At 61.1% G+C, this 15385-nt stretch carries 21 protein-coding genes and 1 pseudogene; 11 read left to right on the top strand and 11 right to left on the bottom strand.

Translation table 11 applies throughout. From position 1 onward, the window contains the following. The first annotated feature begins 274 nt into the window (after positions 1-274). The 4 genes from QFZ91_RS00990 to QFZ91_RS00975 all read left to right on the top strand — a co-directional run bounded on the left by QFZ91_RS00990 (position 275) and on the right by QFZ91_RS00975 (position 2034). The gene (locus QFZ91_RS00990) at positions 275-610 is read left to right on the top strand and encodes an ArsR/SmtB family transcription factor (RefSeq protein WP_176111653.1); all 336 of its coding nucleotides are present in this window, start codon (positions 275-277) and stop codon (positions 608-610) included. Beyond that, positions 603-1082 carry an SRPBCC family protein gene (locus QFZ91_RS00985; RefSeq protein ID WP_176380470.1) on the top strand — a complete coding sequence of 160 codons (480 nt, stop codon included), beginning with the start codon at positions 603-605 and terminating at the stop codon, positions 1080-1082. Before QFZ91_RS00990 ends, QFZ91_RS00985 begins: the two co-directional genes overlap by 8 nt. Positions 1083-1199: 117 nt before the next feature. Further along, positions 1200-1628, top strand: coding sequence for a VOC family protein (locus QFZ91_RS00980; RefSeq protein WP_429565907.1), 429 nt, complete (start codon positions 1200-1202; stop codon positions 1626-1628). A 157-nt stretch (positions 1629-1785) separates the two neighbouring features. Further along, positions 1786-2034 carry a hypothetical protein gene (locus tag QFZ91_RS00975; protein WP_176121607.1) on the top strand — a complete coding sequence of 83 codons (249 nt, stop codon included), beginning with the start codon at positions 1786-1788 and terminating at the stop codon, positions 2032-2034. 29 nt (positions 2035-2063) lie between these two features. Here QFZ91_RS00975 and QFZ91_RS00970 read toward each other — a convergent pair whose 3' ends face one another. From QFZ91_RS00970 to QFZ91_RS00950, 5 genes are all read right to left on the bottom strand, one after another. Beyond that, on the bottom strand, positions 2064-2348 hold the full coding sequence (locus tag QFZ91_RS00970; RefSeq protein WP_176380468.1) for a hypothetical protein: 285 nt from the start codon (positions 2346-2348) through the stop codon (positions 2064-2066). 144 nt (positions 2349-2492) lie between these two features. After that, a complete protein-coding gene (locus QFZ91_RS00965) occupies positions 2493-2819 on the bottom strand; it encodes a DUF190 domain-containing protein (RefSeq protein WP_429565906.1) in 327 nt (108 codons plus the stop codon). Positions 2820-3184: 365 nt separating this feature from the next. Then, positions 3185-3856, bottom strand: a complete 672-nt coding sequence (locus tag QFZ91_RS00960) for a 4-carboxy-4-hydroxy-2-oxoadipate aldolase/oxaloacetate decarboxylase (RefSeq protein WP_429565905.1) — start codon at positions 3854-3856, stop codon at positions 3185-3187. Between the two features lie 23 nt (positions 3857-3879). Beyond that, positions 3880-4470, bottom strand: a complete 591-nt coding sequence (locus QFZ91_RS00955) for an RraA family protein (RefSeq protein ID WP_429566625.1) — start codon at positions 4468-4470, stop codon at positions 3880-3882. A gap of 15 nt (positions 4471-4485) precedes the next feature. Further along, positions 4486-4671, bottom strand: coding sequence for a hypothetical protein (locus QFZ91_RS00950; protein ID WP_429565904.1), 186 nt, complete (start codon positions 4669-4671; stop codon positions 4486-4488). Here QFZ91_RS00950 and QFZ91_RS00945 point away from each other — a divergent pair. From QFZ91_RS00945 to QFZ91_RS00935, 3 genes are all read left to right on the top strand, one after another. Beyond that, a complete protein-coding gene (locus QFZ91_RS00945; protein WP_176380439.1) occupies positions 4633-4941 on the top strand; it encodes a hypothetical protein in 309 nt (102 codons plus the stop codon). The two genes, QFZ91_RS00950 and QFZ91_RS00945, sit on opposite strands and share 39 nt — an antisense overlap. Then, positions 4887-5018: a hypothetical protein gene (locus tag QFZ91_RS00940; RefSeq protein WP_429565903.1), complete on the top strand. Its 132-nt coding sequence runs from the start codon at positions 4887-4889 to the stop codon at positions 5016-5018. The genes QFZ91_RS00945 and QFZ91_RS00940 overlap by 55 nt, the downstream gene beginning before the upstream one ends. 62 nt (positions 5019-5080) lie before the next feature. Next, positions 5081-6445 carry a GLUG motif-containing protein gene (locus QFZ91_RS00935; protein WP_429565902.1) on the top strand — a complete coding sequence of 455 codons (1365 nt, stop codon included), beginning with the start codon at positions 5081-5083 and terminating at the stop codon, positions 6443-6445. Between the two features lie 298 nt (positions 6446-6743). Here the strand turns inward: QFZ91_RS00935 and QFZ91_RS00930 are convergent, their stop codons facing one another. Next, positions 6744-7166, bottom strand: coding sequence for a DUF3224 domain-containing protein (locus QFZ91_RS00930; RefSeq protein WP_429565901.1), 423 nt, complete (start codon positions 7164-7166; stop codon positions 6744-6746). A gap of 571 nt (positions 7167-7737) precedes the next feature. Between QFZ91_RS00930 and QFZ91_RS00925 the strand changes: the two genes are divergently transcribed. Beyond that, positions 7738-7920 carry a hypothetical protein gene (locus tag QFZ91_RS00925; protein ID WP_429565900.1) on the top strand — a complete coding sequence of 61 codons (183 nt, stop codon included), beginning with the start codon at positions 7738-7740 and terminating at the stop codon, positions 7918-7920. Positions 7921-8423: 503 nt separating this feature from the next. Here QFZ91_RS00925 and QFZ91_RS00920 read toward each other — a convergent pair. From QFZ91_RS00920 to QFZ91_RS00905, 4 genes and pseudogenes are all read right to left on the bottom strand, one after another. After that, a complete protein-coding gene (locus QFZ91_RS00920) occupies positions 8424-9389 on the bottom strand; it encodes an alpha/beta fold hydrolase (RefSeq protein ID WP_429565899.1) in 966 nt (321 codons plus the stop codon). Positions 9390-9470: 81 nt separating this feature from the next. Then, complete coding sequence (locus tag QFZ91_RS00915) at positions 9471-9872, bottom strand: muconolactone Delta-isomerase family protein (RefSeq protein WP_429565898.1); 402 nt, start codon at positions 9870-9872, stop codon at positions 9471-9473. Between the two features lie 94 nt (positions 9873-9966). After that, positions 9967-10443 (bottom strand): hypothetical protein, encoded by a 477-nt coding sequence (locus QFZ91_RS00910; protein WP_429565897.1) that lies wholly within the window; start codon positions 10441-10443, stop codon positions 9967-9969. Between the two features lie 80 nt (positions 10444-10523). After that, a pseudogene (locus QFZ91_RS00905) lies at positions 10524-10613 on the bottom strand (Tautomerase enzyme); the annotation flags it as partial. Between the two features lie 54 nt (positions 10614-10667). On the opposite strand from QFZ91_RS00905, the gene QFZ91_RS00900 reads away from it, so the two are divergent. From QFZ91_RS00900 to QFZ91_RS00890, 3 genes are all read left to right on the top strand, one after another. Beyond that, positions 10668-11393: a DJ-1/PfpI family protein gene (locus tag QFZ91_RS00900; RefSeq protein ID WP_429565896.1), complete on the top strand. Its 726-nt coding sequence runs from the start codon at positions 10668-10670 to the stop codon at positions 11391-11393. Then, complete coding sequence (locus QFZ91_RS00895) at positions 11341-11460, top strand: hypothetical protein (RefSeq protein ID WP_429566624.1); 120 nt, start codon at positions 11341-11343, stop codon at positions 11458-11460. Before QFZ91_RS00900 ends, QFZ91_RS00895 begins: the two co-directional genes overlap by 53 nt. A 265-nt stretch (positions 11461-11725) precedes the next feature. Then, positions 11726-13084 carry an alpha/beta fold hydrolase gene (locus QFZ91_RS00890; protein ID WP_429565895.1) on the top strand — a complete coding sequence of 453 codons (1359 nt, stop codon included), beginning with the start codon at positions 11726-11728 and terminating at the stop codon, positions 13082-13084. Between the two features lie 145 nt (positions 13085-13229). On the opposite strand, the gene QFZ91_RS00885 is transcribed toward QFZ91_RS00890, so the two are convergent. Then, positions 13230-15257: an alkaline phosphatase family protein gene (locus tag QFZ91_RS00885; protein ID WP_429565894.1), complete on the bottom strand. Its 2028-nt coding sequence runs from the start codon at positions 15255-15257 to the stop codon at positions 13230-13232. Between the last annotated feature and the right edge of the window lie 128 nt (positions 15258-15385).

Here is a 15385-nt window from a genome sequence, read left to right as displayed (position 1 = left end):
TCGGGTTACCAGGTAAAGCATAAGTCGTCGCGCGTCCTGAAGGCGAGCAAAACGCTGGTTCGCTGCGTAAAAGCAAGGATCACTTTTGAAACATGCTGGATAGAGAGAAAAATTATCGTTAGGCCCGACTGACTTAATTGTTCTCCGACCGACTTAATTGTTTCCGTTCAGTTGTGCGCTCATATGGGACCTACGAGGCTTCCTCACTCTCCTTGACATGCAAGCAATCTCTTGCCTATAGTAAATGCAACAGATTACTTGCCTATAGCCGTTCATGGCCGAGCTCCCCGACGACACAGACCTGTTATTCAAAGCCCTCGCCGATCCGAGCCGGCGCAAGCTGCTCGACGTGCTGCATGCGCACGACGGCCAGACCCTGAACGACCTGTGCGAGCACCTCGACATGACGCGGCAAGGCGTGACGCAGCATCTGGGCCTGCTGGAAGCGGCGAACCTCGTCGTGACGGTGCGCAGCGGGCGCGAGAAATTGCACTTCCTCAATCCAGTGCCGCTGCAGCAGATCTACGAGCGCTGGATTGCCAAGTTCGAAAAACCGCGCCTGAAGGCGCTCTCTTCCCTGAAACGACGCCTGGAGAAAGGCAATGACTAGATCCACATTCGTCTACGTGACCTATATCCGCACCACGCCGGAACAGTTGTGGTCGGCGCTCACCGACGCGGAGTTCATCAAGCAGTACTGGTTCGGCATGCACTGCGATAGCGAATGGACAGCGGGCTCGTCGTGGAAACTCGTGTCGAGCGCGGGGGAGACTTTCGACGCGGGCGAGATCATCGAGGCTGTGCCGCCGCGGCGCCTCGTGATTCGCTGGCGGCATCAAAAACGGCCCGAGCTGCAGGCCGAAGGCGATTCGCGCTGCACGATGGAGCTCGAACCGAGCGGAACGGCGGTCAAGCTGACGCTCACGCATACGATCGAGCGCGATCAGTCGAAGTTCATCGAGGCGGTGTCGGGCGGCTGGCCGAAGATCATGTCCAACCTCAAATCGCTGCTGGAAACCGGCTCGATTGCGTTGCAGGAGGCTTATCCAGCCAATGGCGGCAATCATGCCGGGAAGGCATGAAGCGGGGGCACACTGAAGCGCGGCAGGCATTGCTTGATCGCAGGCTCGAAAGCCGTCCGTCCGCGAAATCGCGCTGATAGAATCGTCTGCTACCCCCGCCCGTCTCAGGAAACCAGCATGGAAATCCAACCCTACCTGTTCTTCAATGGCCGTTGTGAGGAAGCCATTGCGTTCTATCGTTCGGCGCTCGGCGCGCAGGAGTTGCTGAAGCTGCGCGCGAAAGACGCGCCGCCTGATCCCGCTCGCCCGGTCGCACCCGAACACGCCGACAAGATCATGCACGCGACGCTCGCCATCGGTAACACACACGTGCTGATGTCGGATGGCGATTGCCGCGGCGGCGATACCGTGCATGCGGGCTTCAGCCTGTCGGTCACCGCCGACGACCAGGCGTCCGGCGAGAAATATTTCAACGCGCTGGCGGATGGCGGACAGGTCACGATGCCGTTTCAGCAGACCTTCTGGACCAGCGGCTTCGGTACGTTGATCGACCGCTTCGGCGTGCCGTGGATGGTCAACGTGCGGCACGAGGAGCCCGCGGCATAGCCTTTGAAGCGGGCCTTCGTTGAGTCACCTGCTGCGCGCGGTTCCGCGTCCCGTTCTATTCAGGCGAAACCGGGACGAAATCGATAAGAGCAGGAGCCTCCGAGCGCGTGGAACGGCGCATGCTGCCCCGAAAGTGAACCAGCCAGGAGAACCGTCGATGCAGGAAGTTCATCTCCACCGCGGCTTCACCATCACCGTTCTCGTCGAGGACGACCCGGCCGGCGGTTCGTCGATCACCACGCGAATCGATCGCACTGGTACCGACGCTCGCGACCTCGAAGACTGGACCGCTCCGCGGCATGCGCGCTCCGCGCTGCGCGGCAAGCCTGCGATCGGCGAGGCCGTCGACAATGCTCAGCGCGCGATCGACTCCGCATTGGGCGACCCCGATCCGTTGGACGAATAGTTCTGCGATGCGCCGGGCCTGAGCGACGCCTACTGCGTCGCGGACGCCCCGCTCGCCGGCGTGCTGTGGACCGCCGCGGCGTGGCTCGCGGCGGGCGATGCGCTCGCTGCCGCGCCCGCCTCGCCGTTCGCACGCTTCGCCGCGTCGCTATCGCCGGGTGTGCCACGCGGGCTCGCCGAATTGCTCATCACGCCGCTGCTCATCTGGCCCGTCGAGATGCGGCCGTTCTCGGCCGACCGCTTGCAGCCGGATGCGCCCGCCATCAACGCAATGGCCGATAGCGCGATCAGCATGTTTGTCGCAACTTGTCGCATGATTCGCTCTCCCTGGGATGACTCGGCTCCAGTAGCGAAGCATTCGACATGCCCATCGCAGCCCTGTGCGGCTGGATACCCGCGCGCATACACGGACCAGGTCGAGAAAACGAGGTTCGGGACTTGCCATCGAGAGCGGGGCTTTCAGGCCCCGTCGTCCTCTCCGACGACGCCGAACTCGGCCGTCGTTTTCACGTAGAACAGATGCAAACCCTCAGCGCGCAGACGATCGAACAGCCGATCGGCTTCGTCGCTCGTCACCGCCATCACGACGGACAACGGTTGATCGGCAAGCTCGAAGAAGCGCGCGGAGTGAATGCGGTGATGATGGCCGATGCCTTCGCAAGCCGGAATCACGGTCGCGCCGCGCAGGCCGAGTTCGCTCGCGAGACGCACGAGCCAGTCGGCAAGCGGCTTGCCATGATGGCTGCGCCCCTGCTGGGTGAAGAACGTGATCTGAAAGCCTTGCATGTCAGTGCCTCCCCAATGCGGGTCGGGCCGGACAAGCGCCGGTTGCAGCCGATTCGCCATACCGGCTCGCCACATCATGGCTCAGGAAGGTCATGAGAACAGTTTAGATGTCGGGCCGCGCGAGTGCCAGGTCGAAGCTGGCCACGTGCCGCGCGGCCCCGGCTCACTGACCGTACACGTCGAAATCGGTGCCGGCAAAGAAACCTGGCTTGACGCCGCCAAACCTTATTTATTGGCCTGCTCAAGACCACGTCTAGAAACGTCGCGACGTCCCATTGACGCGCCCATCAAAAACAAATTGCCGTTCAGTCGCTTAACTGAACGGCATTACCGCTTCGGCGGGTTTTCTTTTTCCAGTTACGGGATCACTGATCCCAGCCGAAAATGGCGAGCGTGGATTCCCCTTCCCGGATGCGACGCATCTGATCTGCTTCCCTGGCCTCACGAGCTTGGGCAGCGGCAATCACTTCAGCAACACGGGCTACCGGAATCGCGACCACACCGTCTTCATCAGCGACGATAAGATCACCGGCTTCAACCGTGACATCGTCGAAGCGGGTCGGCGCATTGATCCAGCCACGGGCCCCGAAGTCCTTGCCCGTGCCCCGGATGCACAGGCCACGCGCATAGACCGGGAAACCCATTTCTGCGAGCAACCGCTGGTCGCGTACACAGCCATTGATCACGAGGCCGCCGAGACCGCGCGCAAGAGCCGCAGTGGACATGACCTCCCCCCAGTAGCCATACTCATAGGCGTCCCCCACGGACACAACCAGAACGTCTCCCGGGTCGGCTGCATAGATCGCACGATGCAGCCACAGGTTGTCGCCGCCCGGTGCGTGAATGGTGACCGCAGGTCCGCAGATCCTGAATCCGGGGGCCACGGGTTTGATCGCGGGGGGCATGACCCCGATCTTGCCAGCTGCTTCGTGGAGCGTCGCGGCAGGAAGACCAGAGGCCTGCGCCAGAAGATCCGGGCTCGGACGCCTGATATCGAGCCAGGTGGTCGTCTTCGGACTGAAACGGGGCTCGCTCATACCTGGTCTCCGCTGCGACGCGTCTATAACTGGTGATACTGGAACTGGGCGCGAGCGTCATCGAGGCGCATGCCGGTCGCGACCGCTTCGCGAATCGATTTTTCGGCGGCTTCGATTTCTTCGGCAGCGGCAAGCACGCGTTCTTCGTGTTCCTTCGGAATCGAGATCACACCGTCTGCGTCACCGCGCAGCAGATCGCCAGGCGCGACACGCACATTTCCTCTCGTGACCGGTACGTTTGTGCCCTCTACCTGCACGCGATCCTTGCCCGTGCGCATCCAGTTGTCTTTGGAGAACACCGGATAGCCGAGCGACAGGCATAGATGGACGTCGCGGTTGATGCCGTCGATCACTGTGCCCGCGATGCAGCGACGATGCGCGATTTCGGTCAGGATATCGCCCCATACCGTCGCATCTTCACGGCCGCCGTTGTCGAGCACGATGACCGATCCCGAAGGCACATCGTCGATGAAATCACCGACCGAACCAGCGGGCGAACCAGCCGGACCGTAGAGTACGGTGAACGCACGGCCGGCCATACGAAACAACGGGTCACGCGGTTTGATCTTGTAACACTGGCCGACCAGGCCCAGACGATCGAGTGCATCGCTCAGCGTCGCGGTTTCGAGTTATGCCGCGCGCTCGACATTCTTGTCGACTTCGATTTCAGACATGATCAATCCTTGAGCATGAATTCGTAGATATTCTTTGGTGCGATCCTGGAGCGGCTCCTCACTGGCTCGAACTTGCACACGAACCACGGAGGAATCCTTACCATGAGCACCAAAAGCGCCGCATATATCGCGAGGATCCACGAACATCTCATTCGCCGGGCCGACGGGCTGTCGACAGCCCAGATGCATGCGGACGTCGCGCGCGGCGTACTGGAGGACGACCCGGTGACGCTGCGTTTCTGCCGACGCACGATGGGCCGCCCGTGCGGGCCTTCACCACGTCTTGCGCCGAGGCCGCGCGGGCCTATTCGCAAGCGGCGCGCTGAGATGGAGGCGCAGTCCTGGATGCCGTTGGTGTGCGGCGTCACGACGTGCGCGGCTTTGCGATGGGTGTTGCTTCCCACGCCATAAGTACCGCCAGGGCGTTTGGGATCACTCTTGACGCCTTGACGCAATTTGCCGTCGGATCTTGTCGACGCGCAACATGAGTCCCGCCGCGTACCAGTCGCAAAAGTCCTGCCAGGAAGGTGCAATGCGCTGAGAAATCGGCATGCACCCGCGACGCCAACTGCTATTCTTCATATGCTGCGCGACGATCCGCGACACAGGTTCTGGCAACCTTACGCTGCGCGCGGACGCGACGGGCATCGATAACGGCGGCAGCGTGACGAACGGCGGCACGATCGACTGGTCGAAGAGCACCGGGACGGTCAGCGCGCTATACGACATGAACGGCACCTACACGCCGGGGACACTGCTCGCCAACACGACCTGGACGGCGCCGTCCGACAGCGGACTGATCACTCAGATTACCGGCTACCAGCTCGTCAATTCACTTGCGGATCTGGAAAACATTTCGCTCGATCTCGCCAGCAACTACGCGCTCGGCAAGGACATCGACATCAGCACGCCACGTTGCTGCGGCACAGGCGTTTATGTGCCGATCGGAACTGGCGCCGCGCCGTTCGCCGGACAGTTCGACGGCTTGGGCCACACGATCTCGAATCTGAATGCGTGGCAGAGTGTTCCCGCCACGGGCGATCCGGCGAATCCCGAGGCAGCCAGTGGTCTATTCGGTGTGGTCGGCGCGACGGGCGTCGTTCGCAACGTCAGCGTGAGCGGCTTCGTGAGCATCAGCGGCTATGGCTCCTTCGGCATCCTGGCCGGCGTCAACGACGGCCAGATCGTGCGCGCCCAGACGAGTGGCAGCCTTTCCTTATCTGAACCTTTCGTTTCGATCGATGCGATGAGCGGCGGTCTCGTGGGCTCGAATTACGGCACGATCACACGCTCGTGCAGCGACGCGGCGATGGTGAGCGAGGGCGTGTTGGGCGGCCTCGTCGGATACAACTTCAGCACCGGCGTAATCCGGCAGTCGTATGAATCGCAAAGCCCGGACATCCCGCCGTCGTTTGGGCCGGGCACCGTGAATTCCGCGGCTCACGGTCTGGGCGCCGGCGGTCTGGTCGGCACAAACGACGGTCTGATCACGCAGTCATATGCGACCGGCTCCGTTACGTATGCGCCCGACTACTGCGGTGGTGGTGGCGGCTTCCCCTGCTTTGGGTCGGGGAGCGCGGCGCTCGTTCAAAGCAACACCGGCACGATCGAGCAATCTTTCGCGACCGGCACAGTCACCCAAATGGTCCTGGCCGGTCGTGGCCCCCCGCCGTTCGGCCTGGCGCTAAGCAACACCGGCACGATCGCCAACGACGTCTACTGGGACACGCAGACAACCGGGGCCACGGTCGGCGTGGGCACGGGTACTCCGGTGCCGATCGCGAATGGACTCACCACTGCTCAGATGAGCGTGCCATCCAGTTTCGGCCCGACGTTCGACTTCGGCTCAACCGGCGTCTGGGCACTCCCGGCCGGCGCGACCCATCCGGTACTGCGTTGGCAACTCGGTCCTTGAGGGGAACGATCATCGCGGGGGACAAACAACCGAAGGGTATGGCTTCACGGAGTGACCCGAGGTACGCAGAGGTAGCCTTGGCTGAGGCGCTTAAGTCCAAGGGCTTATGCGACCGTTGTATCGCTACTGAACTGGAGCCACACGCAGGCCGGCCCGGGCTCGAATTGCGGCCGCCACCGAGTGTCCGAGTCCACAGACCGTCGATAGCCAGTGGATTGCCGAACTCATACTTCAACCGATCGACGAACCCGCCGTCATTGTCGAGGTGGGAAGAAACGTCTCTTTTGCATGCTCGGAATCATTCGAACCAGTAATCCAGCTGCGCCTCGGATCGTTCCCCGAACGTGCCCGCAAATCCGCCGACGCCGCACAACAGCGCAAGATCGCCTGTCCCCGATCCGGGAACAACGAACCATGTCGCCTTAATCTTGCCGTTCTCGACGATTCCGGACCCTTGAAGCACGAAGCTACCATTGCGCCCGCCCAGCTTTGCGCGAACCCTCTGCACGCTGACCATACTTGCGGATCGATCGTCGCGTCGAACCTGCAATGCGCGAACATGCGAGTCACCTTCAATGTCCCCAGAAAATGTTTCGTCAATGTTGATCTCTACCAAGGCGGGTTTCGCGGATTGATCGTAGGGCGTGGCCTCCAATGCTCGTACAGCGACTTTTGCCGAGGCACGCGTGCGCGGCGCCGCGTGGGGCCCTGCGGGAGCCATATTGGCCTCCTTCGCCGGCCGAGGGCCAGCCGACGGCGATGTGCCGAGACAGGCGATCAACGACGATGCAATAGCTCGGAAGCTAATCATATTTCTCCCTGCAATACAGATGATTGCGTCTCCGACCACAAGGTCAGCGCTCCGATCTACCCGGGGTTTGCAAACCCGTCAATGGATCAGCTTCACGCGTTGACCGGGCGCGTCGCGGTCACCTTCCAGCCCGCGCAATCATCGTGCCGAGGCGCCGGCGATCGACACTCAAATCCACGTGGCCCGACGGCGCGACGATTCATTTGATGGTATCCATCCACTTCCGACGAGACGAAGAACTTGACCGGGAAATGAAAGCTCGCACCCCGTACGGACAGTCAAAGGGCATGAAAGCAGCCCGTCGGCCCTGCGGGATTTCGCAACAGAACTGCGGTCCAGCCTCAAACGAGGCGCCGGAAGTCCGGCCAGCCTTAATTCTCAACCCTAACGACGCGGACGCTGGGAAACGGCCTTTGCTCCTCTTTCTCCGCCATGCTGTGGCACGCTTGCCGGCCGCCCAGTTGCCGCGCGGAGGGGAACCATGAAGCCCTCGATCGACACCAGGCTCGAGACGTCCTTGAACCTCGAGAGCGCGCACGTTTGCTTTGAAAAGGGCGGCCTCCTCTTCCTCGTGGGCCTCGAACACAAGGTCTGGCGTGTATTCGGCAAGGTCCCTGACATCCTGGACGTCGAAATTTCCACATCAGTCACCAGTTCGCGGTAAGGGAGGTGGTCGGCCGGTCGCAATCGCGGGCGATGCCACGCACATCCATTCGCCCGTGGCCGCGCGGGGTGATGAACCTTGGCATCGAGGACGCCTGGGTCTTCGCGCACTGCGCAGCCGACTTTCTGGCGAACCAGCCTGGGCGCCCCGAGGACCACGGGAGGCTTCACCACGCCGTACATGTAGGTCGTGAGCCCCACCAGGCTCCTGACGGAACTCGTGCGCGGACGGCCGAACCTCGCCGGCCTTCTGCGCGACAACCTGATACCGGGGCTCACGAAGTTCGGTTTGTCGGCGCACGCCTTGGTGGCGTTGCTGACCGGGCTCGATTCCGACGTGCGCCTGCACCGAGCGGCTTGGAAATGGGAGAACTGGATGGCGAACCATAAGCGGACGCCTTTGTTCTCTCGAGCAAGTCGCAGCCATGGTCGAACGAGCCTTGCAGGTGGCTGAGTTTGAATCACGGCAAACGAGGTATGGCGGTGTCGGAAACCTCGCCCTGGTCACACAGGATTGCTGCCCGCGCTGAACGCAGCCCGAACTTCGTTCACCGTCTGTTCAGGCGCTTGCAGATGCGGAAAGTGGCCGAGTCCAGGGAGGACCAAAAGCTTCAGACCGCTACGGTCGGCGTACTCGACGCCCATTTCCTTCCTGATATAGATATCCTGCTCACCCCATACCACCTTCACAGGGACCTTCAGCTTTGCCATATTGGCTTCGAAGTAGTCCTGGTCGCGGGTAAAGGATGAGTAGTAGTGGAAGAAGGCGTCTGCCGACGTGACATCACCGCCCCAGCCTTTCGCAATATCGTCCCTGAACTCCTGAGGCAACGCGTAGCGCTCCTCTGCCGACATGCCGCGGAAGAATGTGTTTGCCAGAATTTCGTCACGGTTCCTGTTCATCGCGGCACGCACGGCGTCGGACGAAGCCTTTGACTTCAGGCCCTGCAGGCTATCGTACATATACTGTGGGCGGTTGAATGGGGCAAAGTCGCCCACAATGATCTGCCTGGCGATATCGGGTTGCTCCAATGCCGCCAGCAGCGCGGGCAGGGCCCCGATATCGGTTGCATAGATCACCAGCTTCGAACTGTCGATGCCAGACGCCCGGATATAGTCTGCCAGCACGTTGGCATAATCCTTCGGCGCGTAAGCAAAGCGATCGGCGCCTGGACGCGAAGACTGTCCGTAGCCCGGCCAGTCGAACGCATGCACCTCGTAGTCGCTGGACAGGGATTCGGCAATCGGCTTCCAGGCATACATCGTCTCCGGGAAGCCGTGCAGGAACAGCACCGTACCTTTTGGATGCGCAGGCCGATAGACCATATGACGCAGCCTGATGTCCGGATTGACGTGCACCTCGCCGACTTCAAGCTTCGGCGCCGAGGATGACGTCGGCACAATCTTAGGTGCGGAAACGCTCAAAGCTACTGCGGAGAAGACTGTCGCCTTCGTTACAAGTTTGAACATGATCGTAGCTCTCGTTCAGTGCGAAATTCCATGGCGCGCCGAAAAGCGGCGGCGCAGCAACCCTGTAAGCCCCACCGCTTACTACTGGGGCGAAGGCGGATTCAAGAGCTTGCCCAACGGCTTCAGTGGACCCATTGGGAGCAGTGAGAATGTCATCAAATGCGCTTTCCCCAATGGAAGTGCCTCGAGCACTTCATGTGCTTGACTCACGTCGGTAACGTTCAAAATGAACGCCACCCCAGCCCGGTCCTGCAGTGAATACCACTGTTCAATCTTGCCCTCGAGGTAGAGTTGCGCCGTCTCGCGGGCTTCGGACGGAAGAATGTCTTGGACAAGCTGCATGTCCGTGCCCGGCGGAAAAGTACCAATCGCCAATATCTTCGTGGTCGGCGTGGCTGGCATCGGAGTGGTGTGGGCCATGGAAACTCCAGCAGAAGCGATCAGCACAGTGGCTGTCGTCAAGTTAAGAAGAAGCCGTTTCATCGCACGGCCTCGAACACCGTCGGTGAGTGCGGTTTCAGCCGTTCGATCACACCGGTCGTGCGATAGCGTTCGCGTACGCCATCAGGAGCATCTGTCATCGAGAAGTCGCTCCGGTGCAACCGTCCTCGCGTGAGGCCGGGCCCGATACCGTATTGAGTGCCGCTGCTTCCGGTCCGCTCAGGTAGCGATCGCGGAAGCGCTCATCGACGCGCTCCCACATCAGTTTCGAAAACAGCAGCACCGCGTTGAGCGGGCGATGACTGATGACCACGGACTCCGTCTCGCCGTGCTCGTTCATGTGCGCGACGACCACCGTCTCGATCGGCATGCCCTGGATCTGCGAGCGATAGGACTCCATATACAAACCATCGCCAATCGCGCCCTTGTAGCTGTGCTGTTGGAATTCGTAGAGCGAGACCGCGTGTTTGATGACGGAGAGAATATCGGCCCGTCCTTCGATCGGACGCTTCAGCACGGAGGCCTCGAGCGTCGCGTTTTCAGTGAGGTTCGTCAGCCAGAGCGGCGGACCGCCTGCGGGCGCCATTACGGGGGCTGTGTCGTTGAATTTCATGCCGGAACTCCCGTTACGATTTGCGCGCGATGCCTGCGCTGGTGGCCTCGAGCGTGAAGCGAGGCGGCGTCGCGCGAGCTGATGAGAATGTCGGTCGGTTCCTTGACGAGTCGGGCTTCGGCCTCAGGCGTCAAGGCGTCCTCGGGCCACAGTGCGTCGATCATCGGCATGTTGCTGCTCCTGTTTCAGTTGATCGGATGTGGCCATGATCGGGGTTTACTGGCGTGGCCAGAAGTGGCAGCATCGCCATTATTCGAGGAATTTCAGACACGCGTATGGCTATCGTCCGCATCTGGGTCTATGACGGAATCCTCGCGTCCGGCGTCGCGGGGCCTGTTGACGTCTTCAGCGCCGCTAATCAGTTCCATGCGCGCAGGACTGCAGCGGGCACGACGTCCGCACCCATGTTAGTGTGGCGCGTGGAATCGCTCGACGGGCGTCCCGTTACGGCTGCATCGGGTCAAACCATTCAGGTCGACGGAAAGATCGACCCACGCAAACGCGCGGACGCCGTTCTGCTGACAGCACCGTTTTTCTCGAACATCGACGAGTTCATCGGGCGCCGCGAACGGTTGAACGAGCTGTCTTCCGCACTGCGGCGCCAACGCAAGGCAGGCGCTGTTCTGGCGGCTTATTGCACGGCGAATTACCTGCTCGCCGAGGCCGGCCTGCTGGATGGCCGCGCCGCAACGACGCACTGGGCGAGAGCGTCGGACCTCGCGCGCCGCTATCCGCGTGTCGAAGTTCGCGCAAACGAACTTCTAATCGCGCAAGACGGCATCATCTCGGGAGGCTCCGTGACCTCGTACCTGAATCTCGCGGTGCGGCTCGTCGAAACATTCGCCAGCGCGCCCAATCGGGCTCGAGGCGGTGAGTCAACGTGTCGGTTATGGCGATATCAGCACATTTCGACAATTGTTCAAGCGCAAGACTGGATTGTCCCCGAGTGAATATCGAATGCGGTCTTCGCGTGGCCTGAAGAACATCTTAGCCGATCCGGACAGCAAAAGCGGCTGAGGCTCCGCTACATCGCCCCCCCCCCCGTCGTCACGCCCCTCCCTCTCGCCCAGGTCTTTCTTTGTATCCCAACGTATCTGCAAACAGACTGGATACTCGCGCTTACACACATCCAGCTCCCGGGACACAAACGCGATACGTTCATCCGGTCAAATACGCCCGTCGCGAGCCGAACGCCGGGCCGCGAACCGCACGCATGACTTCGTGAAGCTGTACGTCGCAGACTTCACTCGTAACGCGCTGATCAAGGCAGGAGATCGATTCCATGTCAAAACACACCCCACAATCCGCATCGCGTCGACACTTCGTCGGTGTGGCCGCCGCGGCGCTCGCCGCAGGCTCGCTGAGCCGCCTCGCATTCGCAGATACGAACCCGGAGGTCGGCAAAATCGTGGAACCCGCGAACGGCGACAGGTCCGCAATTCGTCCGCTCCACGTTCATGTTCCCGACTCGCAGCTCGTCGACATGCGGCGTCGCATCAAGGCCACGCGCTGGCCGGATCGCGAGACGGTGTCCGACGAATCGCAGGGTATTCAGCTCGCCACCATTCAGGGGCTCGCGCAATACTGGGCGACCGGCTATGACTGGCGCAAATGCGAGGCGCGGCTGAATTCGTATCCGCAGTTTGTCACCGAGATCGATGGACTCGATATCCATTTCATCCATGTGCGATCGAAGCACGACAACGCGATGCCATTGATCGTGACGCACGGCTGGCCCGGCTCGGTGATCGAACAGTTCAAGATCATCGATCCGCTCGCCAATCCGACTGCGTATGGCGCGCCGGCTTCGGACGCCTTTCATCTCGTGATTCCATCATTGCCCGGTTATGGTTTTTCAGCGAGACCAACCACAACGGGCTGGGGTCCGGAGCGCACCGCCCGCGCGTGGGTCACGTTGATGAAGCGGCTCGGATATCAGCGTTTTGCATCCCAGGGCGGCGATCTCGGCGGCATTGTGACGAACATCATGGCTAAACAGGCGCCGCCCGAACTGATGGGGATTCACGTGAACTTTCCTGCTTCCGTTCCCGCAGAGGTTCTGAAGTCGCTGGCCGCGGGCGACGCGATGCCTGCCGGCTTATCGGACGAGGAGCAGCACGCGTATGAACAGTTGAGCGCCAACTTCAAGAAGAAGCGCGGCTACGCATTCGAAATGGGCACACGCCCACAGACGCTGTACGGACTCGCCGACTCGCCGGTCGCGCTGGCATCGTGGCTGCTCGATCATGGCGATGGTTACGGCCAGCCCGCTGCGGCGTTGAGCGCTGCCGTGCTCGGTCATCCCGTCAACGGTCATTCCGCAGGCGCGCTAACCCGTGACGACGTGCTCGACGACATCACACTCTATTGGCTCACCAATACGGGGGTTTCGGCGGCTCGCTTCTATTGGGAATCGCACGCGAACTTCTTCCTCGCGGCAGACGTCAATGTGCCCGCCGCTGTGAGCGCGTTTCCGGGAGAGAACTACCAGGCGCCGAAGAGTTGGACCGAAAAGGCATATCACAACCTGATTTACTTCAACAAGCCCGAAACGGGCGGGCACTTTGCGGCGTGGGAAGAACCGATGATTTTCGCGAACGAAGTGCGCACGGGGTTAAGGTCCTTGCGCGCCCAAGTTTGAAGCGCTCTGACGAATGCGCCGGCGGCTCAGCGGTCGCTAGCAGCATCGCCTCAATAGTCCGCTCGCCCTGCGGATGAAACCGCCGCGCCGGGAGTGCGCGGCGGTTCCAGGTGGTGGTGCCCAGCGTACCTCGTACAGAACACGGTCAGAAAGGCCACCATCCCTTACCGCCGCTGCGATCGTCATCGCTGTCCGGCCTGCCGTGGTCATGATCGTGATCGTCGGATTCCCGCTTGAAATCGAACAGATCGAACAGGTCACCGATCGCAGGCGCATTCACCGGCACGTATGGGTTATGGCTGCGTTGGATCGGATTTGGCAGGTTGTCACGACTACGACCGGTGATCGGCGGCAACCCCCAGTTGCGCTCAATGAATTTGACGAGTGAAGCGTGATCGGAGTAGCTGTGGGAAATGCGTCCTCCGGTCGAGTATTTCGATACTGCGATCATCGGGATGCGCGAACCATCGCCAAAATAGTCAATGGGTTGAACATAGCCTGAATCGTAGTAGCCGCCGCCCTCGTCGGTGGTGATCAGGATCGCCGTCGTGGCCCATAGCTCCGGGTCGCTCTTTACCGCATCGACCAGTTTCCTCACGAACGCCTCGTAAAGTCCAAACTTCGACGATGTCGGATGTCCATCAAGCAAGCCGCCCGGCTTTACAAACGATACAGCTGGCAGATTGCCCGCGCCGATGTCCGCATACAGGTCCGGCAAATCTGCAAGATGCGTGTCCCGCACCTGCTGGTTCGTCATGATCGACGTCTCGTACAGGAACGGATTGCAGATGTTGCAGTAGACGCTTTTCGTCGGATCCTTGATGAAGCTCTGCCAGCCTTCCCCGTAATACTTCCAGGGGATGTTGCGATCAAGCAGCGTGTCCCCGATGGTGCGCACCGGTGACGGCGGGATCGTGAAAGGCGACTTCGACCTGTCGAGTTCCGTGCCGTCGCCGTTATATCCAGGGTTGTAATTGTTCAGCAGGTAATAGTGCTTTGGCGCGCAGTTCGCCTTGGGGTCGTAGGGCAACGATTCGAGGTATCGAAGGATCGCGCCGACGCCCGGCTGGCCCGGGTCCGAACAGTTGCTATAGCTGCCGCCTGAGTAACCATCCTGGGTGTACCAGTTGTTGGTGCCGGCCAACGGATCGGGATTTTCAATCTGATCCGAAGGTGGCGTTGCCGCGTTGCCGTTGCCGTCGGTGTAGTAGTACGCATCAGCGGCGCCGATCATGATGCTGTTGGCCCCCGTACCGCCCATCACCGGTTGGTGATAGTTGTCGCTCATCGCGTACTGCCGCGCCAGTTGCGTGAAGTACGGCATGTCGCCATTGTTCACGTTGTAAAAGCCGAGCGCATTCGAGCCTTCACCGGTGGTCTGATCGCTAAAAGGCGTCGGTCGCGGCTTACCGTTGCTGCCCGCGCCGATGGTAGTTTCAACCCACGCAAACAGGTCGCCCAGACAGCCACTCGGATTCTCGCGGCTCGCATGCGCGACGGCACAGTCCGCTTGCTGCCAGGCTTGATAGAAGCGGTGCACCGGACCACCCATGTACGCATCATAGAGCGGAGGCTGCAACAGGTACGGACCGTTCAGCAACGCATTGTAGTTGGCCACCCGCGAATCCTCTGCATGCGCCGGCAGCCCTGTCGCGCCGGTCAACAGTTGATCGATGTCGGACGCTTCGAGCGCCGTCCCCTCGGCCTGCGCGGCCGCATCGTGAGTCGCGAATGGTGGCGGGCTCGCATCGCTCGCCGCAGTCGGCGCCCCGCCGGTGTTGGGCGCCGGCAGCGTCCCGTACGGCGTTTTATTCGACGGGGCCAGCGCGAATTTGGCCGGCCCAATCAATTGCGCTTGATATTGCTGCGCCTTCGCGAAGTGTGGCCCAGGGGAGCCATCCGCATTGACGATGCCGCGCGACAGCAGGTTCCACACTGATTGGCCTTGCGGGGGTTGATAGGTGCCGAAAACGTGGTCAAACGTTCGGTTTTCGCCGACAACAATGATCACGTGCTTGATCGGCGTCAGTGTTCGGGACGTTCGATCGTTGTCTGCCGCAGATACGCCGGCGGGCAACGTAGCGAACGCTAACGCGGCCACTCCCGCGAAAGCTGCGATAGAAAGTCGTACGCATGCCTTATTGCATCGTTGTGACAGTTGGGACCTCACCATTTGTCGTCTCCTTACCGTTGATTACAACGGTAAGACCTTAGGGCCGTTCCATGAAGCTGGAGAGTCGTTGGCATTACAGACGGCTGTCGTCGTGCGCGCGAACCCGTTGGACAAAGGTCCAGACGACG

It is taken from the genome of Paraburkholderia sp. JPY419 (assembly GCF_050435705.1).
GTDB classification, from domain to species: domain Bacteria; phylum Pseudomonadota; class Gammaproteobacteria; order Burkholderiales; family Burkholderiaceae; genus Paraburkholderia; species Paraburkholderia youngii.
Note: the sequence above shows the minus strand (reverse complement) of the source record. Positions and strands in the feature narration are given on the sequence as shown.

Excerpts from the sequence above, each read along its gene's own strand:
- QFZ91_RS00965 (WP_429565906.1), bottom strand. The coding sequence starts at position 2,819 with ATGCAAGGCTTTCAGATCACGTTCTTCACCCAGCAGGGGCGCAGCCAT.
- QFZ91_RS00945 (WP_176380439.1), top strand. The coding sequence starts at position 4,633 with ATGAGCACCAAAAGCGCCGCATATATCGCGAGGATCCACGAACATCTC.
- QFZ91_RS00960 (WP_429565905.1), bottom strand. The coding sequence starts at position 3,856 with ATGAGCGAGCCCCGTTTCAGTCCGAAGACGACCACCTGGCTCGATATC.
- QFZ91_RS00935 (WP_429565902.1), top strand. The coding sequence starts at position 5,081 with ATGCACCCGCGACGCCAACTGCTATTCTTCATATGCTGCGCGACGATC.
- QFZ91_RS00925 (WP_429565900.1), top strand. The coding sequence starts at position 7,738 with ATGAAGCCCTCGATCGACACCAGGCTCGAGACGTCCTTGAACCTCGAG.
- QFZ91_RS00885 (WP_429565894.1), bottom strand. The coding sequence starts at position 15,257 with ATGGTGAGGTCCCAACTGTCACAACGATGCAATAAGGCATGCGTACGA.
- QFZ91_RS00975 (WP_176121607.1), top strand. The coding sequence starts at position 1,786 with ATGCAGGAAGTTCATCTCCACCGCGGCTTCACCATCACCGTTCTCGTC.
- QFZ91_RS00910 (WP_429565897.1), bottom strand. The coding sequence starts at position 10,443 with ATGAAATTCAACGACACAGCCCCCGTAATGGCGCCCGCAGGCGGTCCG.
- QFZ91_RS00985 (WP_176380470.1), top strand. The coding sequence starts at position 603 with ATGACTAGATCCACATTCGTCTACGTGACCTATATCCGCACCACGCCG.
- QFZ91_RS00920 (WP_429565899.1), bottom strand. The coding sequence starts at position 9,389 with ATGTTCAAACTTGTAACGAAGGCGACAGTCTTCTCCGCAGTAGCTTTG.
- QFZ91_RS00980 (WP_429565907.1), top strand. The coding sequence starts at position 1,200 with ATGGAAATCCAACCCTACCTGTTCTTCAATGGCCGTTGTGAGGAAGCC.
- QFZ91_RS00930 (WP_429565901.1), bottom strand. The coding sequence starts at position 7,166 with ATGGCTCCCGCAGGGCCCCACGCGGCGCCGCGCACGCGTGCCTCGGCA.
- QFZ91_RS00970 (WP_176380468.1), bottom strand. The coding sequence starts at position 2,348 with ATGCGACAAGTTGCGACAAACATGCTGATCGCGCTATCGGCCATTGCG.
- QFZ91_RS00990 (WP_176111653.1), top strand. The coding sequence starts at position 275 with ATGGCCGAGCTCCCCGACGACACAGACCTGTTATTCAAAGCCCTCGCC.
- QFZ91_RS00890 (WP_429565895.1), top strand. The coding sequence starts at position 11,726 with ATGTCAAAACACACCCCACAATCCGCATCGCGTCGACACTTCGTCGGT.
- QFZ91_RS00915 (WP_429565898.1), bottom strand. The coding sequence starts at position 9,872 with ATGAAACGGCTTCTTCTTAACTTGACGACAGCCACTGTGCTGATCGCT.